This window comes from Bacillus sp. GW823-FHT06A11, assembly GCF_058795355.1.
Genome location: NZ_JBXAHS010000002.1, coordinates 749,200 through 772,628 on the forward strand (window position 1 = coordinate 749,200; position 23,429 = coordinate 772,628).

General features: G+C 33.7%; 22 protein-coding genes and 1 riboswitch. Of the genes, 12 read left to right on the forward strand and 10 right to left on the reverse strand.

The genetic code is table 11. The annotated features are described in order from the left end of the window. Positions 1 to 202 precede the first annotated feature (202 nt). Complete coding sequence (gene malR / locus AC1Q8L_RS12500) at positions 203 to 1,234, forward strand: maltose operon transcriptional repressor MalR (protein ID WP_000219057.1); 1,032 nt, start codon at positions 203 to 205, stop codon at positions 1,232 to 1,234. A 4-nt stretch (positions 1,235 to 1,238) separates the two neighbouring features. Here the strand turns inward: malR and AC1Q8L_RS12505 are convergent, their stop codons facing one another. Beyond that, complete coding sequence (locus AC1Q8L_RS12505; RefSeq protein WP_000434552.1) at positions 1,239 to 2,402, reverse strand: aminotransferase A; 1,164 nt, start codon at positions 2,400 to 2,402, stop codon at positions 1,239 to 1,241. 122 nt (positions 2,403 to 2,524) lie between these two features. Continuing rightward, the gene (locus tag AC1Q8L_RS12510) at positions 2,525 to 2,725 is read right to left on the reverse strand and encodes a hypothetical protein (RefSeq protein ID WP_000929276.1); all 201 of its coding nucleotides are present in this window, start codon (positions 2,723 to 2,725) and stop codon (positions 2,525 to 2,527) included. A 310-nt stretch (positions 2,726 to 3,035) separates the two neighbouring features. On the opposite strand from AC1Q8L_RS12510, the gene kinB reads away from it, so the two are divergent. Further along, positions 3,036 to 4,310: a sporulation sensor histidine kinase KinB gene (kinB, locus tag AC1Q8L_RS12515; RefSeq protein WP_000420372.1), complete on the forward strand. Its 1,275-nt coding sequence runs from the start codon at positions 3,036 to 3,038 to the stop codon at positions 4,308 to 4,310. 38 nt (positions 4,311 to 4,348) lie between these two features. On the opposite strand, the gene AC1Q8L_RS12520 is transcribed toward kinB, so the two are convergent. Next, on the reverse strand, positions 4,349 to 5,098 hold the full coding sequence (locus AC1Q8L_RS12520; protein ID WP_000388467.1) for a DUF3967 domain-containing protein: 750 nt from the start codon (positions 5,096 to 5,098) through the stop codon (positions 4,349 to 4,351). Positions 5,099 to 5,324: 226 nt separating this feature from the next. Here AC1Q8L_RS12520 and nucA point away from each other — a divergent pair, with 226 nt between their 5' ends. Next, complete coding sequence (gene nucA, locus AC1Q8L_RS12525) at positions 5,325 to 5,759, forward strand: DNA-entry nuclease (protein ID WP_098311697.1); 435 nt, start codon at positions 5,325 to 5,327, stop codon at positions 5,757 to 5,759. Between the two features lie 36 nt (positions 5,760 to 5,795). Beyond that, positions 5,796 to 6,185 (forward strand): competence protein ComJ, encoded by a 390-nt coding sequence (locus AC1Q8L_RS12530; protein WP_000424024.1) that lies wholly within the window; start codon positions 5,796 to 5,798, stop codon positions 6,183 to 6,185. 38 nt (positions 6,186 to 6,223) lie between these two features. On the opposite strand, the gene metE is transcribed toward AC1Q8L_RS12530, so the two are convergent. The 3 genes from metE to AC1Q8L_RS12545 all read right to left on the reverse strand — a co-directional run bounded on the left by metE (position 6,224) and on the right by AC1Q8L_RS12545 (position 11,212). After that, positions 6,224 to 8,512, reverse strand: coding sequence for a 5-methyltetrahydropteroyltriglutamate--homocysteine S-methyltransferase (gene metE / locus AC1Q8L_RS12535; RefSeq protein ID WP_061659893.1), 2,289 nt, complete (start codon positions 8,510 to 8,512; stop codon positions 6,224 to 6,226). 128 nt (positions 8,513 to 8,640) lie between these two features. Next, positions 8,641 to 8,828, reverse strand: a riboswitch (cobalamin riboswitch). Positions 8,829 to 9,023: 195 nt separating this feature from the next. Continuing rightward, positions 9,024 to 9,581: a PadR family transcriptional regulator gene (locus tag AC1Q8L_RS12540; protein ID WP_000062063.1), complete on the reverse strand. Its 558-nt coding sequence runs from the start codon at positions 9,579 to 9,581 to the stop codon at positions 9,024 to 9,026. Between the two features lie 89 nt (positions 9,582 to 9,670). Further along, the gene (locus AC1Q8L_RS12545; RefSeq protein ID WP_061659892.1) at positions 9,671 to 11,212 is read right to left on the reverse strand and encodes an MDR family MFS transporter; all 1,542 of its coding nucleotides are present in this window, start codon (positions 11,210 to 11,212) and stop codon (positions 9,671 to 9,673) included. A 411-nt stretch (positions 11,213 to 11,623) separates the two neighbouring features. Here AC1Q8L_RS12545 and AC1Q8L_RS12550 point away from each other — a divergent pair, with 411 nt between their 5' ends. Next, complete coding sequence (locus tag AC1Q8L_RS12550; protein ID WP_000708119.1) at positions 11,624 to 12,124, forward strand: hypothetical protein; 501 nt, start codon at positions 11,624 to 11,626, stop codon at positions 12,122 to 12,124. A 31-nt stretch (positions 12,125 to 12,155) separates the two neighbouring features. Here the strand turns inward: AC1Q8L_RS12550 and AC1Q8L_RS12555 are convergent, their stop codons facing one another. Then, positions 12,156 to 12,389 (reverse strand): SPP1 phage holin family protein, encoded by a 234-nt coding sequence (locus tag AC1Q8L_RS12555; protein WP_000939446.1) that lies wholly within the window; start codon positions 12,387 to 12,389, stop codon positions 12,156 to 12,158. 163 nt (positions 12,390 to 12,552) lie between these two features. Here AC1Q8L_RS12555 and AC1Q8L_RS12560 point away from each other — a divergent pair, with 163 nt between their 5' ends. Together AC1Q8L_RS12560 and AC1Q8L_RS12565 are read left to right on the forward strand one after the other, a co-directional pair. Further along, the gene (locus AC1Q8L_RS12560; protein ID WP_000680816.1) at positions 12,553 to 13,206 is read left to right on the forward strand and encodes a diguanylate cyclase domain-containing protein; all 654 of its coding nucleotides are present in this window, start codon (positions 12,553 to 12,555) and stop codon (positions 13,204 to 13,206) included. 613 nt (positions 13,207 to 13,819) lie between these two features. Continuing rightward, positions 13,820 to 14,482: a YkyA family protein gene (locus AC1Q8L_RS12565; protein ID WP_000922465.1), complete on the forward strand. Its 663-nt coding sequence runs from the start codon at positions 13,820 to 13,822 to the stop codon at positions 14,480 to 14,482. 31 nt (positions 14,483 to 14,513) lie between these two features. Here the strand turns inward: AC1Q8L_RS12565 and AC1Q8L_RS12570 are convergent, their stop codons facing one another. After that, the gene (locus AC1Q8L_RS12570) at positions 14,514 to 14,972 is read right to left on the reverse strand and encodes a YkyB family protein (protein ID WP_000804864.1); all 459 of its coding nucleotides are present in this window, start codon (positions 14,970 to 14,972) and stop codon (positions 14,514 to 14,516) included. Between the two features lie 141 nt (positions 14,973 to 15,113). Between AC1Q8L_RS12570 and AC1Q8L_RS12575 the strand changes: the two genes are divergently transcribed. After that, complete coding sequence (locus AC1Q8L_RS12575; protein WP_050551976.1) at positions 15,114 to 16,688, forward strand: Ppx/GppA family phosphatase; 1,575 nt, start codon at positions 15,114 to 15,116, stop codon at positions 16,686 to 16,688. A gap of 108 nt (positions 16,689 to 16,796) precedes the next feature. Beyond that, entirely contained in the window at positions 16,797 to 18,905 is a 2,109-nt protein-coding gene (locus tag AC1Q8L_RS12580; RefSeq protein WP_025118759.1) for a polyphosphate kinase, read from the forward strand. 160 nt (positions 18,906 to 19,065) lie between these two features. Here the strand turns inward: AC1Q8L_RS12580 and AC1Q8L_RS12585 are convergent, their stop codons facing one another. Next, entirely contained in the window at positions 19,066 to 19,302 is a 237-nt protein-coding gene (locus AC1Q8L_RS12585) for a hypothetical protein (RefSeq protein WP_000283738.1), read from the reverse strand. A gap of 97 nt (positions 19,303 to 19,399) precedes the next feature. Beyond that, the gene (locus AC1Q8L_RS12590; protein ID WP_025118419.1) at positions 19,400 to 20,257 is read right to left on the reverse strand and encodes a metallophosphoesterase; all 858 of its coding nucleotides are present in this window, start codon (positions 20,255 to 20,257) and stop codon (positions 19,400 to 19,402) included. A gap of 231 nt (positions 20,258 to 20,488) precedes the next feature. Between AC1Q8L_RS12590 and fadH the strand changes: the two genes are divergently transcribed. From fadH to AC1Q8L_RS12605, 3 genes are all read left to right on the forward strand, one after another. Next, positions 20,489 to 21,253 (forward strand): 2,4-dienoyl-CoA reductase, encoded by a 765-nt coding sequence (fadH, locus tag AC1Q8L_RS12595; protein WP_000660913.1) that lies wholly within the window; start codon positions 20,489 to 20,491, stop codon positions 21,251 to 21,253. Positions 21,254 to 21,507: 254 nt separating this feature from the next. Beyond that, entirely contained in the window at positions 21,508 to 22,725 is a 1,218-nt protein-coding gene (locus AC1Q8L_RS12600; protein WP_000564307.1) for an EAL domain-containing protein, read from the forward strand. A 182-nt stretch (positions 22,726 to 22,907) separates the two neighbouring features. Next, complete coding sequence (locus tag AC1Q8L_RS12605; RefSeq protein WP_001233805.1) at positions 22,908 to 23,396, forward strand: DUF3993 domain-containing protein; 489 nt, start codon at positions 22,908 to 22,910, stop codon at positions 23,394 to 23,396. The last annotated feature ends 33 nt before the right edge of the window (positions 23,397 to 23,429 follow it).

Sequence of the window (23,429 nt, forward strand, 5' to 3'; positions counted from 1 at the left end):
GAGATTTGACATCACATGTGAAAAGAAGTGAAATAAATAGTATATTATAGTATAGGAAAAAATAGCTATATCCCTTACAATACATGAAGAGGGAGAATAGGATTAGTTTTGCAAGATATAAGAAATGAAAGTTTATGACTTGCAATGAATGCGAGATAAAATATATGAAAAATGACAGAGAAATGAGAGGAGGGGGATTTTTATGACAGTTACAATTAAAGATGTGGCGAAGCAAGCGAATGTTGCACCATCAACAGTTTCTCGTGTAATTGCTGATAATCCAAGTATAAGTGAAAAGACAAAGCGCCGTGTTAGGAAAGTGATGAGTGAATTAGGGTATCATCCCAATTTAAATGCGAGAAATCTTGCGAACCAAACGACGAAAACACTTGGTCTTGTTATGCCAAGTTCTGCAAGTAAAGCTTTTCAAAATCCATTTTTCCCAGAAGTTATAAGAGGGATTAGTTCATTTGCACACGTAGAAGGTTATGCGCTTTACATGTCGACAGGTGAAACGGAAGAAGAAATTTTTAATGGTGTCGTAAAGATGGTACAGGGACGCCAAATTGGTGGCATTGTTCTTTTATATTCAAGGGAGAATGATCGGATTATTCAATATTTACATGAACAGAATTTCCCGTTTGTTTTAATAGGAAAACCATATGATCGAAAAGATGAAATTACATATGTAGATAATGACAATTATACAGCTGCAAGAGAAGTGGCAGAATATTTAATTTCATTAGGGCATAAGCAAATCGCGTTCATTGGTGGTGGATCAGATTTACTTGTAACGAGAGATCGTTTAGCTGGTATGAGTGATGCCTTGAAATTAGCAGACATTGTATTACCAAAAGAATATATTTTACATTTTGATTTTTCGAGGGAAAGTGGTCAACAAGCCGTTGAGGAATTAATGGGACTGCAGCAACCGCCGACGGCAATTATGGCAACGGATGACTTAATTGGACTTGGTGTGTTAAGTGCTCTTTCTAAAAAAGGATTCGTTGTACCGAAGGATGTTTCTATTGTAAGCTTTAATAATGCTTTATTATCAGAAATTGCGAGCCCTCCACTTTCGACAGTTGATGTGAATATTTATCAGCTAGGATATGAGGCAGCGAAAGCTTTAGTTGATAAAGTAGAGAATGCAGAATCCACTGCAAAGTGTATCATTATTCCTCATAAATTACTAAAACGTCAAACTTGTGATCATTATGCAGAAAAAAGCTAAGAGTTTAACTCTTAGCTTTTTTCTTTAGAAAGGCTTCTAATCGGTCGCAGCCTTCTTTTAAAGTTTCGATACTATACGCATAGGACAAGCGAAGGTAGCCTTCACCGTATTCAGAGAATGCTGTTCCAGGAACTACAGCTAGTCCAGCTTCTTTGACAAGATCAAGTGCAAAATCAAATGATGAAGATGTCAAATGACCAACATATGGGAATAAGTAAAATGCACCTGTTGGCTTTTCAACTGCTAATCCCATTTGAGTGAGTCTATTATATACGTAATCACGGCGTTTTTTATATTGGTGGCGCATCATTTTGGGTGCGTCTTTAGCAGCTGTTAATGCTTCAATCGCAGCGTATTGAGCGATTGAAGTAGCACACGTTACATTGTATTGATGAACTTTTAATATGTGTCCTGCTAAATAGCTTGGTGCGAATAAAAGTCCAACACGCCAGCCAGTCATAGAATGTGATTTAGATAAACCGTTAATGACAATTGTCTTTTCACGCATTTCTGGGAAATGAGCGATAGATGTATGCTTTTGTTCATACACAAGCTCGCTATAAATTTCATCTGAAAGGACGAAAATATTTTTATCTTTTAAAACATCTACAATATCTTTTAATTCTTCTGTGGATAAAGTTACACCAGTTGGGTTAGAAGGATATGGTAGTACGATACATCTTGTTTTTTCTGTAATAGCATTTTTTAGCGCGTCAGCTGTTAAACGGAATCCAGTTTCACGAACATCTACAAAAATGGGCGTTGCACCGCATAATCGAATAATAGGTTCGTAACCTGGATAAATAGGAGCAGGTAAAATTACTTCTGTTCCTGGCTCTAAAATCGTTCGGAATGCAACATCAATTGCTTCGCTAGCACCAATTGTAACGATGGTTTCGTTTTCAGGTGAGTAATGTAAATCGTAGTTATCTTTTACGAAGTTACAAGCTGCCTTACGTAATTCTAGTAAACCAGCGTTATGTGTATAGCTTGTATAGTTTTCTGTAATAGCCCGTTTTGCCGCTTCTTTTACGAGAGAAGGTGTAGGGAAATCGGGTTGTCCGATTGTTAAAGAAATCAAATTATCATAGTGTTGAATCATGTTAGAGAATTGACGGATTCCAGAAATTTGGATATCCTTCACTCTAGGGTTAATGAATTGTTCCATTGTATCTCCCTTTCTTCCGTTTGAAAATTAAGTTCATTTTATCATATTTTCTATGATTGCGCTTTGTATATGTAATTTAGAAAGAGAGAGAAAAGAGAAAAAAAGCCGCTATAAGCGACTTTTTAATATCCGTATTCCCAATCTATTTCATCTTCATTCCAGAGTACAGAGGATACCTTGCCAAGGTGAACAACTGATTCGTTCACAGCACATGTGCAATCTTCATCTCCTGCTTTATGCTGTAACTCTTCATATACTGATTTTTCAACATTTTCTAGAACAACCAAATTTTCTTCTTTTAAAACAAGCGTAGTACCCGCCATATTTATCTTCCTCCTACTAAAGTAATGATCACTTATTTGTAAACATAGATAGTATGGATTATATGCTGTATTTTGCTATAGTTGTCCGTCTAAAAAAGTATTTTTACATTTTCTTTGTAATCCGTATTCATTGTATACTGCACGAAGGAAATTTGGTACAGGGTTTACAATCATTTCGAAAATCTGTAACAATTATTATGAGTTGTTAACAAAGAATTAACAAATATGTTAAGAAAAATCAAAATTTTAAAACAAATAAACCTATAAAATGATATAATCATATCAAAATACATATAGGGGATGAGAGGTTATGGAGCTTATCCGTGATTTGTTGATTCAAATTGCCATCATAATTTTACCACTATTTTTATATGAAGCGATTCGTTTAAATCGCTATCAAGAAATGCCTCCGAAGCCAAATCGTTACTTTATTATGTTTTTATCTAGCGTTACGCTCGTTCTCTCCATGACATACTCTATTTGTTTTGGCAATGTGTGTGGGTATAACTTTCACCCAATTCCAATTGTCAGTGGTTTTTTATATGGTGGGATTGTTGGTTTAATCCCAGCGGTTATTTTTGTTGCATATGAATGGTTACTAAAGGGAATGAGCTTTCTTCCAGTTTTAGAAGTAACATTTCTATTGATAGTTCCGCTATTTTTATCAAAGAAATGGTCTCTTTTTTCAAGAGATAAGAAATTAATTTTAGCATTTATGATTTCATCATTTTATGTGCTTGTTTCTTTAGTATTAGGCATGATTAATGTTCTTTTGGAAACAGGATTTACACCGTATATTTCGCAAATATATAGCGGATTTATATTTGCCTCGCTTATCATGGTCATGACAATGGTATTTCAGGTGTATTTAACTGAATATTTAAACGAAAATGCATTGCTACGTACAGAGATGCAAAAATCAGAAAAGCTTAATATTGTAAGTGAGTTAGCAGCAAGTGTGGCACATGAAGTTCGAAATCCACTTACTGTTGTTCGTGGATTTATCCAATTGCTAGAAAGTACGGAAGATGTGAAGAATAAGGATTATATGCGTCTCGTATTAGCTGAATTGGATCGGGCGGAACAAATTATTTCAGATTACTTGAATTTAGCAAGGCCGCAAATTGAGAAAAAAGAACACATTTGTTTATCAGCCCAATTAATAGAAATGACCACTCTTATGTCGTCATTTGCAGCGATGCAAGGTGTATATTTACAAGTTGAAATTTCAGAAAGTCTTTATACGATTGGTGATAAGACAAAATTGAAGCAAGCTATTATGAATGTTGTTAAAAATGGTATTGAAGCAATTCAAGGAAATAAAGGATATTTAAAAGTAACAGCTATTCAAAAAGACGAAACAATCATAATAAGAGTTAAAGATAGTGGTGTTGGTATGACGAAAGAACAGTTAGCAAGGCTGGGGCAACCATATTATTCTTTAAAAGAAAAAGGGACAGGATTAGGGCTTATGGTAACATTTAGTATTTTACAAGCGCATAATGGTACATTGGAATATAAGAGTGAAAGTGGAAAAGGCACTGAAGCAATTATTATATTACCAGCTGTACAAAATAAGGAATAAAAGTTACCGATGGAAGGTAACTTTTTATTTTATATTGTTTATTCATTTGTTTTTTCTTGTTTTGCTCGGCTAAATAAACTTTTAAATGATTGAAAGAAGCTTTGCTCTTTTGAGGCAGCGACCATTCTTTTTGTTTCTTGAATTTCTCGAATAACTTGCATAAGCTGTGCATCACGATTACTGTCCTTGTTATAAATTTGACTAACAAGTTTATTCATTTTTTCTTCTTGTTTGGATTCTCGTTTATACATATGATTCATTAATAAGTCCATTTTTTCTTTTTGCAATGCATCTGTTTGAGCGGCGTGCTCGACTAATTCTTGAAGCATTTTTTCTTGAGAGCCTTCTTTTACATACACTTGTTGCATCAATTCATCTAGTTTTTCATCCTTTAAACGATTTTGTGTAATTAGAGTAGAATTTTGATGAATAATTGCTTCATTTAATTGAGCTAGCATTTCAAGTTTCAACATGAACTCCTCAAAGTTACGCCCATCTTCTTTTTCTTTCGGTTGTATCTCTTGCTTATCTTGTATAACTGGTACAGGTGGGGCCTCTTTTTCTTTTAAAATAATCGGTATCGTTTCTGAAATATCTTCTTGTAATGTGGCAGCTCTTTCATGTATAGATTTCAATAGTTTTAAATCATCAAGTTTATAAATACGAGCATCAGCTGTTTTAGAAATCATATAACCATGTTCCTCTAACAGTTGACTATATTTGCGGACTATATGTTTTGGGATGCCTGTTTTATTCGTGACATCTTTCGTTTTATAGGTAGCTTCCATGATATTTCCTCCCCAAAAAGTATCGTATATATCATTTCAATCTTTTATGAGGACTTCCTTTGAAAAAGAATGTCGGAAGGCTATTAGTTTTCTACAGCATTAGTGAAAAAATGAAATTTTTTGGCGGAATGGCAAGGAATAACTAAAATAATGTCTGAAAACATATACAGGAGAAGTTTGTTATAATAACTGAGGAAAAGAAACTGGTAGAAACATGGAGGTATACATGAAGCAATTAAAAGGTATTATCATTTCAATTATTGCAATTCTGTCTATTTTAGTAGCAGTTTATGAAGTACTTGTGCCAGAGGAAACAAGTGTAAAGAAAACGAATACGTATGATCAAGTGTTAGAATTTCCGAAAGAACGTTATCCAGAGACAGGAAAACATATTACGGATGCTATAAAAGAAGGGCATTCAGAAGTTTGTACAATCGATCGTGGTGGTGCTGCAAATAGAAGGAAATTGTCGTTAGCACCGTATCCATCAAAAAAAGGGTATGATCGTGATGAATGGCCAATGGCGATGTGCAAGGAAGGCGGAAAAGGAGCACATATTGAATATATAAGTCCGGCGGATAACCGGGGAGCAGGCTCTTGGGTAGGGAATAAGTTAGATAAATATCCAGATGGTACGCGTGTGAAATTTGAAGTGAAGTAGTATTTGTACATTTCATAATGAAGGAGAAGAGGAACTATGGAGTTAACAATTTCTTATTCGCAATTAATGTTGATGAACTATGACGGTGAGCAGCCTTATGTAGACTGGACGGATGAAGATTTTGAAAGAGGTTATGCTGAGGCAGAGGGAACTGTTATTTTTGAAGCACTTTCTGATTATACTTGTGAAGTGAAAGTGACCCCAGGGAAACATATTGAAAAAGAAGAAGTGGTTAGAACGATTACGGTTCCTTTTACGGTTGAAAATGAAAGTATCGTTATAACGAGTATTCTTTCAAACAAATTTCAAATATCTATTCCAAATGGTGAGTATACAGTTGTCTTACAAGCAATTCCTCTTGAAGAGCCAACGGATGATGAATTATATAAAATACAATACGAATTCTTCTTTGAAAGTAAAGAATAAAAAATGGGTTATCCTGAGAAAAGGATAACCCATTTTTGTTATGCGTTTGTTTTTAAAAGGGAACGAGCATCTTTCGCTGCTTGAACCATATGTTCTAAAGCTGGAATAACTTCTTCTGTTCTTCTCGTTTTTAAACCACAATCAGGATTAATCCAGAAATATTTAGGATCGCATACTTCTAAAGATTGTTCTACGATTTTATACATTTCATCTTTACTCGGTACACGTGGGCTATGAATATCATATACACCTAGACCGATGCCTTTTTCATATGTTGTATGTTTTAATGTATCAATAAATTCTCCGTGACTTCTTGATGTTTCGATAGAAATTACATCTGCATCTAATGCGCGAATCGCGTCAACAATATCTTCGAAGTTACTGTAACACATATGAGTATGAATTTGTGTTTCATTTGCTACAGAAGAAGTTGCTAAAAGGAAGGATTGTACTGCCCATGTAATATAAGCATCCCAATCTTTTTCTTTTAGTGGCATTCCTTCACGAAGTGCTGGTTCATCGACTTGGATTACTCTAATTCCGGAAGATTCAAGTAGTTCAATTTCGTGACGAAGAGCTAGTGCAATTTGATACGAAACTTCTTTTCTTGGAATGTCATTTCGAACGAAGGACCAATTTAAAATCGTAACAGGTCCAGTTAACATTCCTTTTACAACTTTCTCCGTTAAGCTTTGTGCATAAATTGTTTCCTTAATAGTCATTCCGTTAATAAAGGCTACATCACCATAAATAACAGGCGGTTTTACGCAGCGGGAACCGTATGATTGTACCCAACCGTTTTTAGTGAATGAGAAACCAGCAAGGCGCTCACCAAAATATTCGACCATGTCAGTTCTTTCAAATTCACCATGTACAAGGACATCAAGCCCAATTTCTTCTTGGTAACGAATCCATTTTTCTGTCTCTTTTTCAATAAATTGTTCATATTGTTCATTTGAAATAACACCGTTACGCCATTCTTTTCGCGTTTGACGAACTTCAGTTGTTTGCGGGAAGCTACCAATAGTCGTTGTTGGTAATAGTGGTAACTCCAGGGCAACTTGTTGCAATTCGTATCGTTTTTCAAATGGAAGAGGACGTGAAAAATCTTCTTCTTTTAGTGCTGTTCGTGCTGCTTTGACATCTTCTCGGTTACGTGCAGCAGATGAGCGAATTGTATGATGTACGTTTCGATATGTTTCCAGCTCAGTACTAATGCTTTCTGTACCTTGAGTGAGAGCGGAATGAATAAGAACTAACTCTTCTAATTTTTGATTTGCAAATGCTAATGCATCAAATAGCTCAGTCGATAAGTGAGTTTCTTCTGTTTTATCGATCGGTGTATGCAATAAGCTACAAGAAGGCTGAACGATGAAATCTTTCGTTTGGACTTGTTTTTGTAACGTTGTAAATAACTCAAGAACTTCATCAAGGTCAGCTCTCCAAATGTTACGGCCATCTATACAACCGACAGCTAAAGTTTTATCAGCTGGGAATCCATATTTTGAAATAGCATTTAAATTACCTTCTTTACCATGAATGAAATCTAATCCAATACCGGATACCGGGAATGTAATAATTTCTTCATAGTTTTCTTCCACGCTATCAAAATATGTTTGTAAAAGAAGAGTCGCATTTGGAACTTCTTTACGAATAGCTTCATAAATTTCTTTTGCTTGTTGAACTTCTTCTTTCGTTAAAGAAGCGAAAATTGGTTCATCAACTTGAATGGCTTGTGCACCAGCTGCATGTAGTTCTGAAAGCAGTTGTACGTAAGGTGCAACTAACTGTTTTAAAATGGAAGGAAATTGTTCTTGTGTATAGCCTTTAGCTAATTTTAAGAAAGTATATGGACCTAAAATAACAGGCTTTCCATCTACTCCTAATTCTTGTTTTGCCTCTTCGTATAAGCGAAGTGGACGATTATCTTTTAAAGAGATTTGTAATCCCTCTTCATATTCAGGAACGATATAGTGATAGTTTGTGTTAAACCATTTTGTCATTTCGGAAGCTACGTGATTTTTAGAGCCACGCGCCATTGCGAAATATACATCAAGGTAAGATGTAAACTCAGAAAAACGTGATGGGATAAATCCTAGCATATAGGCAGTATCCAAAACGTGATCATAATATGTAAAGTCGCCAATTGGAATGAGTTCAATCCCTTTTTCTTGCTGTACTTTTACGTGTTGAAGGCGAATTTCTTTCATTGTTGTTAAAAATTGTTCTTCATCAATTTTATTGGACCAAAAAGCTTCCAATGTTTTTTTCCACTCTCGTTGTAGTCCGATACGTGGATAACCTAAGTTACTTGTTTGAATTGCCATTTTAAATTCCTCCCTAATTGAAAGTAAGCATTTCCGTTTACTAGGAAATACTTATAACAAAAAGTGCAAAGACATAGAAAATAAGCCTTCCTTTTTGTTTTAACACCTCATCATCATCCGTGAATCTATCAGTGTTGTTAAAACAGGCAGGTCTCCTGACTTATGCTTCATATAATTTCTTTCACCTTCCCGTTTTCACAGTGGCACCAAAAAGAAATCTCAGCATTTACAGTGGCGGGACCGTGTTGGAGTTTCACCAAGCTTCCCTTTTAAACACGAAACGAAATGTTCGTGTACCTATTTTCCTTTTGAAAGGAATTTAACAAGCGATATGATATTGAAACAAATTCTAACACAATTTTTGGAATTTTGTCTACTGTTTTAAAATAAGAAAATTCCAAAGTTTTTATTTCTTATTATTCTGACTTTTTATTCTGAAGTAACTAATAATATTACAGTATAAAAAGAGAAATTGAGCTATGAAAGAAGTAGGGATGTCTTCTTTCATAGCTCAATTTTCATCTATAGCAACTTCTGAAAGTCGGCCTGCTATAGCATCTTTAAGGAGGGTGTTTAGCCATTGTAATTCAACTGTAATATGCTCAATTACACTTTGCAAGATATATAGTTGTGCACGTGGAACCTTTCCTTTATTACAATCATATATCGTTTGCATAGTATGTAAATATTGAAGAGTATCATTTTTCTTTTTTTCTAAAATAGGAACTAATTCATGATCATTGCTAAAGTGAGCGAAAGATAGGGCTGAATAAATAGGTTTATATATTTGGTTTTTTGCTTCGAATTGTTTTAATAGTAAAGTGTGGAATAGTTTTTTGCCTTCTTCTGTTATATGAAAAATCGTTTTGTCAGGTCGGTTTGTATCTCTAATTACATTTGTAATGTGAATTGCGCCTTGCTTTTCTAATTGCTCGAAAGCGTAATAAAGTGATCCTTTAGCATATTTAATATAACAATCCATTTGTCGTTCTTTCATAATATGCTGCACTTCATATGGATGTTTATCTCCTTCGAGTAGCAAGCCGAGAATGACTAATTTCATGCTCATGCTGTCTCAACTCCTGTATATAAAAACTTTATACATATTATAAACGGCATATCCTTTTTCATAAAGGGATATGCCGCTTCTTTTTTATATTAACTGACTTGCTTTTGTTTTTCTTTCTTTTTAGGGCCTGTAAAGAGGCGTTCATTTCCCATTAGTAAAATACAAATAACACTTAGTACAGCCGGGATGAGTGCCCAGAAGAATGTGTTCGCAATAGATGTAGCGAGAGCTTCTTTAATACCCGCTAATATTTCAACAGGAATTTTTGCGGTAGCGCCTGGTGATAATAAGAAACTTGTGTCTCCGCCTTTTGGAGCTAATTTTGCTAGTTCAGGGGAGAACACAGAGTTTAGTTTATCTGTAAAAATATGATTTTGAATTGTACCGAAAATCGTTACACCAAGAGTCATACCGAGTGATCGGAAGAATGAGTTTGTTGATGTCGCCGAACCGCGGTCTCGCATTTCTAACTTGTGAATAGAAGACATACTTAATACTGAGAATGAGAAGCCAACACCAAGCCCAGCGAGAATCATAAATAGTGTTACGAGTAAACGAGGTGTGTCCATTGTTAAAGTACTTAATGAATAAATACCAAGAACGAAGAAGACACCAGATACCATCATAATGTTACGATAGCTTGTTCGAGAAGCTAATTGTCCTCCTGTTTGACTTCCAATTACAGAACCAACCATCATTGGTGTTAAAATTAATCCAGCATTAGAGGCCGAACCTCCAAGAACGCCTTGAATGAAGATTGGAATATAAACTGTACAGATAATAAAAGCAGCACCATAGAAAAAGGCAACTCCTTGACTAGCTGCGAATAAAGGTTTTTTAAATAGATGGAACGAAATAATAGGCTCGGTTGCTTTTCTTTCTACAAAGAAGAAAATAATAAGCGCAATAACTACTGTTGTAAATAAGCCAATAATTACAGTGGAATTCCAGGCATATTCCTTACCACCAAGTTCTAATGCGAACATTAAGCAAACGATACTTATGACAAGTGTAATAGCACCAGCCCAATCAATTTTTTGTTTTCTAAATTCTAGAGACTCACTGTAGTATTTAGTAATGAAGAAAAAGGAGATAAGTCCTAATGGAATATTGATATAGAAGACCCAATGCCAACTTATATAGTCTGTAATATAAGCACCTAATAAAGGACCGAATACACTAGATGTCCCGAAAACAGCACCGAATAGCCCTGTCATCTTCCCGCGTTTTTCTGGTGGGAAGATATCATACATAATTGTAAAGGCGATAGGCATAAGGGCACCACCACCGATACCTTGAATAGCTCTATAAATACTTAATTGCTCAATACTTGAAGCTGTTCCGCAAAGCGCAGAACCGAATAAGAAAAGAATGAGGCCCCCAATATAAAAACGTTTCCGCCCGTACATATCAGAAAGTTTCCCAAAGATAGGCATCCCTGCCATTGTTGCTACCATATAAGCTGATGTGACCCAAACAAACTTATCAAAGCCTCCTAGGTCTCCAACGATTGTTGCCATTGCGGTTGCAACGATTGTATTATCCATTGCGGCCATTAATATACCAAGCAGCAAACCAGCAACAACAAATTTTGTCTTGTTGGTGTCTTTTTTTAATGGTTGAATTTCCAAATATAACCCTCCTTTAGAAATAAGTAAACTATATTAAGTTTTGAGTGCAGTGGATAAAAAATTTAAATGTATAGTTGATTTTAATTTCTTTTCCATAAGTGCACTAATATGCCATAAAGAATATTATAGTCAAATTTGACTATAAGGCAAATTTTTTCTTCCGTCAAAATATTCTTTCATATGAGTAGAGAACGAGTGAGCGATACGAATATTGCTATAAAGGAAATGAAGTAAATTGTAAAAAAATTTCATAAAGAACACCTTCTGTTAATAGATGAAAAATGGTTTTTTCTTCATATTGTCGAATAGGATAAAAGGAAGAGAAATATTAAACATTACTTGTAGCAAGCTTTAGTAAGTTGGGGAATTCATTGTGTGTATGGTACATCTGAAATGAGGTGAATATATATTATGAAAATATGGGGACGAATTTCGGATACAGGAAAGTATTCAATACCGCTACAACCAGTATTGTGGATTGACGGATCGAAAAAGGAAAATGAATTTCCTCAAGTAGCCGTTACATTGCAAATTGGTAGTATGTATACAGAACAATTTTCGTATGAATTGACCTACGATGTAAACGACATACTTATTATGCGAATTGAAGTGGAAAATAAAGGGGTAGAAATGATTTCGAGAGTTGTTGTAAGTCATATGATTCGAGATTACTTTGCTTATATTCCTAATTCTTTAAAAGTTGATAAGGGGATAAGTGAGTTTTTATTCCAGCTTGTAAGGTGGCGAATTGATGATTTGTTACCGAATGAAAAGGTGGAACTACGTTGCAAAATAAAAGCTAATAAAGATAAAGCTCTTAAACAAGCATTCTTTCAGGCTACATATACATTTCAAGATAAAGAGATATCATATGGTCCACTGCAAACAAATGAAGTTGTTGTGCGGCAATGATAAAAAGGAACCTGTACAAAAGGTTCCTTTTTTAGTGAAGGTTGTGTTTTTTGAGTATTTTCTTTTGCTCTATTCCTTTTTTTCCTACATAGTTATTTTTGTAGCCAAAGTATAGAATAAATAAAAATGAAACAACATTAACAATAGCGTCGATTTGATCGTTTGTAATAAAGTGTATGCCGAAAGAGGTAAATAATAATTTTAATGATAATAGAAAACCAGCTAGTAAACGCATAGCATCTGATAGATTCTCTTTTTGTAGCATATAGATTACTCCTTTCTATAAAAGTTATATATTATATATATGAAATAGAGTAGGAAAGGTATACAAGCTTAAGCAGAAATGTACATTGCATATGTACATTTTTTATTTTGTAGAAAAACATTATTGATATAGAAACATATATTGGTATAAAAGGGGGAGAAGTATGAAACATAAAGGGAAAATTAGTGGATTATTACTTGGAAATACAGTGGCAGTTACAGAATGGATTGCACTTCAGGATGTAATTGCAAAACTGGATTCACGATCATTTTATACCGTCTTTATTATTTATATATTGCAAATGATACTAAGTTATTATTTTGGACATTGGTATGATAAAAGAGCGAACAAGCGTATGAATGTGGAAGGAGGAGGAATGGCAAGCAACGATTTTGTTGTTGATTTTTTTGGGAAAGTAGCCGCTTTATCTGAAAGAGATTCCCGTAATATTACGGTTTACATTCTTTCTGTAAAAGAATGGGAAGGATTAAAAGACACGTTACAAGAAAAAAAATTGGGAGTGTTAGTACAAAAATTAGAGAGTACCATTGTAAAGACAATTCGGAAGGGAGATGTTGTTACAAAGTGGGATGAAAATAAGTATGTTATTGTAGCAATTGATAATGGTCATGAAACATCAACAATAACAAACAGATTAATGAAAAATATTGAAAGTGAAATAGAAGGTGATTTACTCAGTGTCACTCTTTTATTTGGAGCAGCTAGCTATCCAGTAGAAGGAAAAACGTTTGAAGAACTGTTGAGAAAGTCGCAAAATCAATTGTATCAGTATAGAAATTTGCAAGAAAATGAGTGAAGCTTTGATTTGAAGATATATGATAGGAAGAAGTTTTATTTGTAACATTTTTTTGACTTTTATTACAAAAAACGTTGCGTTTGTAATAAAAGTCTTTAAAAATATATGAAATAAGCATATAATTATGATGGTAGTGCCAATACAATTTGCACAATGTGTTTTATTTTAAAAGTGTAGAGGAAAGCAAGCTCTACACTTTTCCTTTTTAGGAAATGAAAAGAATATTTGTAAGTTGTTGCGAGATATCGATTGTACTGTGTAAAATGAACAAAGAGATTATTTGATAGAAAGCTGGAAAGGGAATGATAGACGTGAGAGCGGAACGATCACCTTTTATCAGGTGAACTATTATAGTCTTATTAAGACTGAGGTGAAATTCTGTGGCCATTAAGGTAATACATAGTGTGAACAGGTTTTAAAAAACACGAAGAACTATACTTAAAGATGGATATGGAACTGCTAAATACTTCAAAAAGAATAATGTAATATTAAGTAATAATTCGTACAAACAATATTAATGATCTTCGTAAAAAAGATGCGAGTGTATAGAACAATTACATATTTTATAACTTTTTTATATTACACGATGGTCGTTTATAAATAGGAGGAAGAGATGTTGAAATATAGTAAATTAGCAATTATAACTGCATTATCAATGACTTTATTAGCCGGTTGTTTTGGACCGAAACCAGAAGAAGAATTATATGTAGCGTTTGAAAACGCTGCTAAACAAGAAAAAACAATGTTTGAAGATGCAAAAAAACTTGAGGCTTTAGAGAAAGAAGGACAAGAATTATATAACCAGATTGTGCAAGAAGGAAAAGATAATAATCAAACTGTTAAAGAAAAATTGAATCAAGCAGCAAAGAATACAACTGAACGAGAAAAAGTACTTACAAAAGAAAAAGAGGCTTTAAATAAAGCGCAAGAAGAAGTGAAGTCAGCTGATAAGTATGTGAAGAAAATTGAAGATAATAAGTTGAAAGATCAAGCTGATAAAGTGAAAAGCACCTATGAGAAACGACACGATTCATTTAATAAAATGTATGACAGCTATAATAAATCTTTAAAACAAGAAAAAGAGTTATACACAATGTTACAAGATAAAGGTACTAAATTAAAAGATATTAGTGAAAAAGTAAAAGTAGTAAATCAATCTTATAAGGATATTGAGTCAGAAAAAGATAAATTTAATGAATTCACAAAGTCTTATAATACAGAAAAAGTAGCTTTTTATAAACAAGCAAATATTAAAATTAAAGAAGAGAAAAAATAAAACAGTTTGGCCTACACTTGGCCAAACTGTTTTATTTTTTTGTATAAGTACGACTATACCATGGAACAGGTTCACTTAATTTTTTTTCTTGTTTCAATGCTTCAGGACCAATATAATCTTGAAGTGTTTTTTTTGCTACTGTTAAAGATAAGGTTGTTTTCGGATTTCGATAGGAGGATTCAAGATGACCAAGATGCGGTAGAATTCGAAAATCTTCTTTCGTAGGAGGGATGTGGAAAAAATAATCGCCTAAACGTATAAGGACATCAGATTGTTGTTGGCTAAAACGTGGGTTTCTAGAAAAATGTAATCCTTCTTTAATTGCTTTTTTTTCAGCAATCAAACGTTCTAAAGCTGTCTTTTTTAACCAGTATAAATATTTAGGATTAGTAGCTGCTTTAGCATGACGATTCACAACGAAAATAGATTGAGCTAGTCGATTAATAGAATGTTGGTTTTGTAATTGAGATTGTGGTTGTGAAGGTTTCATATTGAATCTCCTTTCAATTTTTCATTATTATACCATAAATAAAAGAGGTTTTTATTATATGCAAAAAGTGATTGTATATATTTTCAATATTAAAGCAATATTGTTACAAAAAACAACTATTTTGTATAATAGTAATAGAATATGTTTTTGAAATTTGATAATGAAAGAGTGAGAAGTTTGAAAGAAATATTAAAACAACAGTATGCCATTATAGATATTGGATCTAATACAATGCGTTTAGTTATTTATGAAAAGCAAAATGGAGGTTTTTATAAAGAGATTGAAAATACGAAAGTGGTTGCTAGGTTAAGGAATTACTTAATTGATGGTGTGTTGAATGAAGAGGGACTAGAAGTATTATTACAGACATTATTTCAATTTCAAGAAAGTACAAGGTTCCATCAGTTGCATCATGTACTTTGTGTTGCAACAGCAACAATTAGACAGTCTGAGAATCAAGAGGAAATTAAAAAGCTTATTGAAGGACAAACGGACTTTACTCTTAGGGTATTATCAGAGTATGAGGAAGCGCGTTACGGATACTTGGCGGTTATGAATTCTACATCGTTTTCAGAAGGAATAACGGTAGATATTGGTGGGGGAAGTACGGAAGTTACATACTTTAGAAATAGAGAGATTTTAGAGTACCATAGTTTTCCTTTTGGGGCACTTTCTTTAAAGCAACAATTTATTAAAGGTGATATTCCTACTAAAGATGAGTTAGAAGGAATGCAACGGTATTTAGAGTTTCAATTTCGAACGTTACCATGGTTAAGCAATAAGAAATTGCCTCTTATTGCAATTGGTGGTAGTGCGAGGAACTTAGTAAAAATCCATCAAAATTTAATATGTTATCCTATAGCAGGATTACATTTATACAAGATGAAAGAAGAAGATATTGAAAATGTAAAAGATGAATTAGAAAAATTGTCGTTCATAGAACTTCAGAAATTGGAAGGATTGGCAAAAGATCGAGCGGATACGATTATTCCAGCGGTTGAAGTATTTCATACACTTGTTCATGTTATAGAGGCACCGGCATTTGTATTAAGTAGAAAAGGGTTAAGAGAAGGTGTTTTCTATGAAGAGTTGACAAAAGATTTGGGGGTTTCATATTATCCGAACGTAGTTGAAGAAAGTTTGCATTTACTATCACATGAATACGAAATGGATATGGAATTTGTAATTCAACTTATTAAACATGGAAGACTAATTTGCAAACAACTTGAGGAAATAGGGCTTATTTCTATGTCAATAAAAGACTGGGAAGTGTTCCATCAAGCAGCGAAAGTATTTAATATAGGCAAATATATAGACGAAGAAGCGAGCCGTTTACATACGTTTTATTTATTAGCGAATAAGACAATTGATGGCATGATGCATAAAGATCGAGTAAGGCTAGCACTTATTGCATCGTATAAATCAAAAATGTTATTTAAACAACATTTATCACCATTTGAAGGTTGGTTTGATAAAAGCGAACAAAAAAAAATCCGCCTGTTAGGAGCTGTTTTACAATTTTCAGCTACTTTAAATGTAAGGCAACGATCGCTTGTTGATACCATATCTATAACAGAAAACGAAGAAGGGTTAACGTTTAAAGTTTTATGCGAACAATCAGCATTAGCGGAAAAAGTGCAAGCTGAAAAACAAAAAAAACAGTTAGAAAGAGTATTAAAAACGAATATTAACTTGTTATTTGAACTAAAACATTAGGTTGTACGGATGTCTTTACAAAAAATTTACACTTTATAATATTGTAATTTGCTAAAATAAAAGTAACTAAATTATAGTAAAAAAGTTTCAAGGGGAAGTGTGAAGAGAATGGAATTATTGAAGGGGAATGCAGTAAATTTAAATGATACAGCTTATTACAATAATCGAGAGTTAAGTTGGTTAGCATTTAATGAACGTGTCTTACAAGAAGCGCAAGATGCAAATAATCCACTTTTGGAAAGATTGAAATTTATTAGTATTTTTAGTTCGAATTTAGATGAATTTTTTATGGTACGTGTAGCGGGATTAAAGGATCAAGTGAGTGCTGGATTTAACCAGCCAGAAAATAAAGCTGGCTTAACACCAAAAAAGCAATTAAATAAAATTGCGATAAAAGCACATGCACTAATGACAGTACAATATGATACATTTAAAAATTATGTATTACCAGCGCTTGAGTTAGAGGGAATTGAACGTTTAACATTCAATGATTTGACGAAAGAGCAGCGAGAATTTATAGAAGAGTATTTTGATGAGCAAATTTTTCCGGTGTTAACTCCTGTAGCTATTGATGCATATCGCCCATTTCCAATGTTATTAAATAAAAGTTTGAATTTGGCTACTCTTTTATATGATGAGAAGCAAGCGGAAGAAGAAAACAGGACGAAGTTAGGAATTGTGCAAGTTCCTTCATTACTTGAGCGCTTCATAATTTTACCGAGCGAAGGGCAAAAGCATAAATTTATTTTATTAGAAGACGTAATTAGTAGCTTTACTCATAAATTATTTACGGGATATACAGTATCATCTGTTACTCGTTTCCGTATTACACGCAATGCAGATTTAACGATTCATGAAGAAGGTGCGAGAGATTTATTAAAGGTAATTGAAAAAGAATTAAAAAAGCGTAAGTGGGGGGCTGCTGTTCGTTTAGAAGTTGGGAAAGAACACATTGATGAAAGAGTATTAGCGTTATTATATGAGGTTCTGGAAGTAAAAGATGAAGATGTATACATAATGGATGGTCCATTAGATTTAACATGTTTGTTTTCTTTATATAAAAAACTAGCTCCTTTATATGAACATCTTGTATATCCGGCTCTTATTCCGCAACCACCTCAAGATTTAGGTGATGAAGAAGATGTATTTGAAAAAGCAATTGAGCATGATATTTTATTACATCATCCTTTTGAATCATTTCAGCCGGTAGTTGATTTTGTTCGTGATGCGGCAGACGATCCGAATGTACTTGCGATTAAACAAACGTTATATCGTGTAAGTGGGGATTCACCAATTATTCAGGCGTTAAAGATAGCGGCTGAAAAGGGAAAACAAGTGACGGTATTAGTTGAATTAAAGGCAAGGTTTGATGAAGAAAACAACGTTCATTGGGCTAAAGAATTGGAACAGGCAGGCTGTCATGTTATTTACGGTGTAAGTCACTTGAAAACACATAGTAAAATTACGTTAGTTGTAAGAAGAAAAAACGGAAAAATTGAAAGGTTCGTACATCTTGGAACTGGAAACTATAATGATGCAACAGCGAAGTTATATACTGATTTTGGATATATTACATCAAGAAAAGACTTTGGGGTTGATGCAACCAATTTCTTTAATTATTTAAGTGGTTATACAACAAAGCCACAGTTTCATCATTTATCGGTTGCACCATTTGATATAAGAGAGCAATTTATAGATTTAATAGATGAAGAAATCCGTTATCATAGGCAATATGGCAATGGATATATTATCGCTAAGATGAATTCATTAACAGATAAACCATTAATAAAAAAAATGTACGAAGCATCACAAGCTGGAGTAAAGGTAGAGCTCATTGTTCGAGGGACATGTTGCCTACGACCTGGTATTCCAAATGTAAGTGAAAATATTCGTGTAGTTAGTGTTGTTGGAAGATATTTAGAACATAGCCGTATTTATTATTTCCATCATAATGGGGAGGAGAAAATATATTTATCTTCAGCTGATTTGATGACGCGAAATATGGAGAAGCGAGTGGAAATATCTTTCCCGATATTAGATATTGAAATGAAGGCACGAATTAAGGCGATTTTACAGCTTACATTAGCTGATAATGTGAAAACACGTGAACAAAATAAAGATGGTGATTACTATTATGTTATTAATGGTAGTACAGAAGAAATTGATAGCCAAGTGAAGTTGTTTAAGATGGCGTATCAAAATACAGACGCTGAATAATAAAAAAAGTAAAAACCTCTTATGTCAATAAGAGGTTTTTACTTTTTTCTACTCATATGCTCCAAAAATGGAAGGATGAGTAGAAACAATAGTTTTATTATAAGCGTGTAATGAGATGGCTCGTTGAGAGAATAATATTTGAAAGAATCTTTATTTTAACTTAGTAATAGTATGGTTGCTGACATGGTCCACCGTAACAAGGATAAGGTGCTGGCGGCGGAAAAGGTGGTGGATAAGGTGGATAAAATGGTCGAGGGCCGAAAGCTAATGCTCCGCCGAGCAATCCACCAGCAATTCCAGCTAGAAAGGGAACGCCAAAAAACGGGAAGAAGCGTGAGTCGCCTACTGGACCAATAGGTGCTGAACGGACTGGAATTGGTTGATAATATGGATACATGAACATACCTCCTTTATTGGACTCATTTTTATCATATGGTAAACGAAACATGGATGAGCGCGTACAAGAAAGGATATGTAAGAAAATAGGCGAATCATTACGAATGTTGGAGTGTAAAAATTGTGATTTCAGGTTTTGACATAAAACGAAATGGGACACGTGTTCTTCCCAGGCCTCGATTGACATAGAGAGTTAAATCCTGAATTGTATAGAAGCCTTCAATATAGTCTTTGGCGAGTGAAGGTGTAATAATAGCTCCTAAAAAAGGAATTTGTACTTGTCCGCCGTGACTATGACCAGAAAGTTGCAAGTTGATTGGATATCTAGAAACTTGGGGCGCGATATCTGGTTCGTGAACAAGAACAATGTTATAAGTACTTTGCCGTGCATGCGCTAATGTTTTCTCTATTTTTGGTTTGCCTAGTAGTATATCATCGAGACCGAAAATAGAAATTTCACTATTATCCATTAGACGAATTCTTTTTTCACTATTTAGCAATAGCTCAAATCCTGATTCACGCATGATGTGCTCATAGTATTCAGTTCCATATCCACCGTGATCATGGTTACCATAAATAGCGAATTTACCGAAGGGGGCTTGTATATTTTTTAAAATGGATGCAACGAAAGGAGTGTCAGTATACGTTTGATAATTATCAATGAGATCTCCGGTAAAAAGGACAATATCTGGATTTACAGCATTAATTTTAGAAACAACTTTAGATAAATGTTGAAGCGAGAAATAGTATCCGAGATGTAAATCGCTGAATTGAAGAATTTTCATACCATGAAAACTTTTTGGGATGAGTTGTGATTTTAATGTGTGCTGTGTAAAAGAAATGAAATGGGGCTCTATATATTTAGCATAGTAGTATCCGATGTTGCTGGTTATAAATGAATAGAGACAAGTACGCATACCAATTTTTAAAAAATTTCTTCTTGTAATGTGCTTCATAAAAATATGAGTATACCTCAATGTTTTTATTCCATTTATAGGCTACTCAAATCTCCTTTCAGTTTATTTAAAATATACTTTACATAATAAAAAAGTAGTATAGATTACGAAAAAAAATGAATAAAAAGAAAGTTCTTTACGTTAAAATATCAGAAAAGTTTAAAAATATAAAGATTTCTATTAAATAAAGTGATAAAATGAATATGTATTCATTTTTTGGAGGGGATGTATGTGAAAGAAAAGGTAGTTATTATAACAGGTGGATCGAGTGGAATGGGAAAAGGAATGGCGACTCGTTTTGCAAAAGAAGGGGCACGAGTTGTTATTACAGGACGTACAAAGGAAAAACTAGAGGAAACAAAGTTGGAAATTGAACAATTTCCAGGGCAAGTGTTACCTGTACAAATGGATGTAAGAAATACGGATGACATTCAGAAAATGATTGAACAGATTGATGAGAAGTTTGGTAGAATTGATGTTTTAATAAATAATGCAGCTGGAAACTTTATTTGTCCAGCAGAAGATTTATCTGTGAATGGCTGGAATTCAGTCATTAATATTGTGTTAAACGGTACGTTTTACTGTAGTCATGCTGTCGGAAAATATTGGATTGAAAAAGGTATAAAAGGGAATATCATTAACATGGTAGCAACATATGCATGGGATGCTGGTCCAGGAGTTATTCATTCGGCTGCAGCGAAGGCAGGAGTATTAGCGATGACGAAGACGCTCGCTGTTGAGTGGGGACGTAAATATGGAATACGAGTTAACGCTATCGCGCCAGGACCAATTGAACGTACGGGCGGTGCTGATAAATTATGGATTTCAGAAGAAATGGCTAAACGTACGATACAAAGTGTTCCGCTTGGAAGGCTGGGTACGCCAGAAGAAATCGCTGGTCTAGCTTATTATTTATGTTCAGATGAAGCTGCGTACATAAATGGAACTTGCATGACAATGGATGGAGGCCAACATTTACATCAATATCCATTTTAAAAGGGATAAAAAAATGAATGTTTGATTCATTTTTTATGGTTAAATGTGACGGAATTGTGACATATGAAAGAAAAGTGTTTACAAGAGGTCATATATACGTTATATTTAAGACCTCTTTTTTCTTCATAGTAGAATTGCTAATTCCCCTTAGCATTTTACCCCTCTAATCCCTTCAGGAAAACTGAAGGGATTTTTTATTATTTTTCCGTAAATATCATGTTATAATTTTTGAAAAGTAAAGGGAGGGAAGCACGTTGATAGATGCATTAGATGTAATGAGTAACTTGGATAAAGTCCTTCCTTATTATCAAGCTATTTTTAGTGCTGATGAGCATACTGTAATTGGATACGAAGTAGTAGGACGTATTCAAACAGAAGAGGGCATACAAAGTTTAGCTTCTTTCTTTCACGATGATTCGATTCCAAGTGAATTTCAACTGGAAGCGGATAATATTATAGTAGAAAAAGCTTTAAATCGTTATTTAGAAAGCGATCAAAAATTATTATTATTTATACATCGGAATGCTAATGTATTAATGAATGATGATGATGAAAGCTTGCTTCAACTTTTATTGAGGTATGAAGAACAAGGTTTAAATTTAAAACAAATTGTTTTAGAGATTACAGAGCATGAATGTAAAGAAGATATAGAGCAATTTAATCATTTGCTTATGTATTATCGTACATATGGTATTCAAATTTCGATTAATAAAGTCGGAACGGGCACAAGTAATTTAGAGCGTATTAGCGTGTTAGCACCTGATATTTTAAAAGTAGATTTAACGAACTTAAGGCAAACAGCACTTTTACAATCTTATCAAGATATTTTATATTCTTTATCATTACTTGCTAGAAGAATTGGTGCAACTTTGTTATATGAAGAAATAGATGCTTTTTATCAACTGCAATATGCTTGGAAGAACGGCGGAAGATATTATCAAGGTAATTATTTGAAAGAATGTTTACCTGATTTTATTGAAACGAATGTTTTGAAAGAGCGACTTGGTAATGAATGTCATCAGTTTATTCAACATGAAAAGAAGAAGTTACAAAAAATTTATAATTTAACAGAGATGTTACGCGATCGCATTGGCGATGTTTTATCAAAACAAAAAAAGAATGAAGATATCAATGATTGGTTATTACAATTTAGTCAAAGTGTATCACAGTATAGTTTTCGCATATTTATTTGTAATGAAGATGGTTTCCAACAATCAGGAAATGTTATGAAAAAAGATGGAGAATGGATTGTGATGCCGGATTATTATATGAAGAACTGGAGTTGGCGCCCGTATTTTCTCGAGAATATCATGAAAATGCGTTTTGAGAATAAGGCAAGGCTTTCAGATTTATATGCAGATATCGAAACGGGCGAAATGGTACGAACATTTTCTTTCCCAATAGATGATGACAACTTTTTATTTATAGATTTATCATATGAATATTTATATGAAGAAGATGTTTTATTTTAATGCACGAAGAGATTCGTGCATTTTTTGTTTGTTTTTATCATAAATTGGTAATAGTGAAAATGGTGATGAAAATGCTGTCTATCGTTGTAAAGATTTTACGAACGAAATCTGTCCTTTCTTTGCATAATCATTGTTACAATGAATACTACAAAGACAAGTTCTTTTAAAAGGAAGGTGAAAAAATGAGGAAATATGGAATATGGCTTGTTCTATTTGTATGTGTTGCCTTTCTAGTTGGTTATAGTGTTACGACTGTTTTAGGGAAAGAGGAAGTGGAAGTGGATCGGAAAGAAGTATTTACAACGATACAAAAAGGCTATGAAACCCAGTTTTCAATTCGTGGGAAGCATTTGCCGATGAATAAGATGATAGAGACGTTATCACCGTATTTTACAGATAATTTCCTTCAAGTATTTACAGATGAAAATAGCAGAAGTGATAAACAAAGTGGTGAATATTTACTTCCGGCAAAAGAAGCACCGTTTTCTTTTAATTCAGAAACGAAAATGTCGTATGATCAAGAGCATAAAAATTTATATGTATATGAGCGGACAAAAAGTGGACAATATCAAATTGTAACATTGAAAAGGGATCAAGATAAATGGAAGTTAGCAGGATATCATGAAAGTCAGGAACTTTTAACTGAAATAAAAAGGTTGCAACAATTATAAAGTGAAACTTTTAATTAGTGGGAGTTTTACTAC

Excerpts from the sequence above, each read along its gene's own strand:
- malR (WP_000219057.1), top strand. The coding sequence starts at position 203 with ATGACAGTTACAATTAAAGATGTGGCGAAGCAAGCGAATGTTGCACCA.
- AC1Q8L_RS12505 (WP_000434552.1), bottom strand. The coding sequence starts at position 2,402 with ATGGAACAATTCATTAACCCTAGAGTGAAGGATATCCAAATTTCTGGA.
- AC1Q8L_RS12510 (WP_000929276.1), bottom strand. The coding sequence starts at position 2,725 with ATGGCGGGTACTACGCTTGTTTTAAAAGAAGAAAATTTGGTTGTTCTA.
- kinB (WP_000420372.1), top strand. The coding sequence starts at position 3,036 with ATGGAGCTTATCCGTGATTTGTTGATTCAAATTGCCATCATAATTTTA.
- AC1Q8L_RS12520 (WP_000388467.1), bottom strand. The coding sequence starts at position 5,098 with ATGGAAGCTACCTATAAAACGAAAGATGTCACGAATAAAACAGGCATC.
- nucA (WP_098311697.1), top strand. The coding sequence starts at position 5,325 with ATGAAGCAATTAAAAGGTATTATCATTTCAATTATTGCAATTCTGTCT.
- AC1Q8L_RS12530 (WP_000424024.1), top strand. The coding sequence starts at position 5,796 with ATGGAGTTAACAATTTCTTATTCGCAATTAATGTTGATGAACTATGAC.
- metE (WP_061659893.1), bottom strand. The coding sequence starts at position 8,512 with ATGGCAATTCAAACAAGTAACTTAGGTTATCCACGTATCGGACTACAA.
- AC1Q8L_RS12540 (WP_000062063.1), bottom strand. The coding sequence starts at position 9,581 with ATGAGCATGAAATTAGTCATTCTCGGCTTGCTACTCGAAGGAGATAAA.
- AC1Q8L_RS12550 (WP_000708119.1), top strand. The coding sequence starts at position 11,624 with ATGAAAATATGGGGACGAATTTCGGATACAGGAAAGTATTCAATACCG.
- AC1Q8L_RS12555 (WP_000939446.1), bottom strand. The coding sequence starts at position 12,389 with ATGCTACAAAAAGAGAATCTATCAGATGCTATGCGTTTACTAGCTGGT.
- AC1Q8L_RS12560 (WP_000680816.1), top strand. The coding sequence starts at position 12,553 with ATGAAACATAAAGGGAAAATTAGTGGATTATTACTTGGAAATACAGTG.
- AC1Q8L_RS12565 (WP_000922465.1), top strand. The coding sequence starts at position 13,820 with ATGTTGAAATATAGTAAATTAGCAATTATAACTGCATTATCAATGACT.
- AC1Q8L_RS12570 (WP_000804864.1), bottom strand. The coding sequence starts at position 14,972 with ATGAAACCTTCACAACCACAATCTCAATTACAAAACCAACATTCTATT.
- AC1Q8L_RS12575 (WP_050551976.1), top strand. The coding sequence starts at position 15,114 with ATGTTTTTGAAATTTGATAATGAAAGAGTGAGAAGTTTGAAAGAAATA.
- AC1Q8L_RS12580 (WP_025118759.1), top strand. The coding sequence starts at position 16,797 with ATGGAATTATTGAAGGGGAATGCAGTAAATTTAAATGATACAGCTTAT.
- AC1Q8L_RS12585 (WP_000283738.1), bottom strand. The coding sequence starts at position 19,302 with ATGTATCCATATTATCAACCAATTCCAGTCCGTTCAGCACCTATTGGT.
- AC1Q8L_RS12590 (WP_025118419.1), bottom strand. The coding sequence starts at position 20,257 with ATGAAGCACATTACAAGAAGAAATTTTTTAAAAATTGGTATGCGTACT.
- AC1Q8L_RS12605 (WP_001233805.1), top strand. The coding sequence starts at position 22,908 with ATGAGGAAATATGGAATATGGCTTGTTCTATTTGTATGTGTTGCCTTT.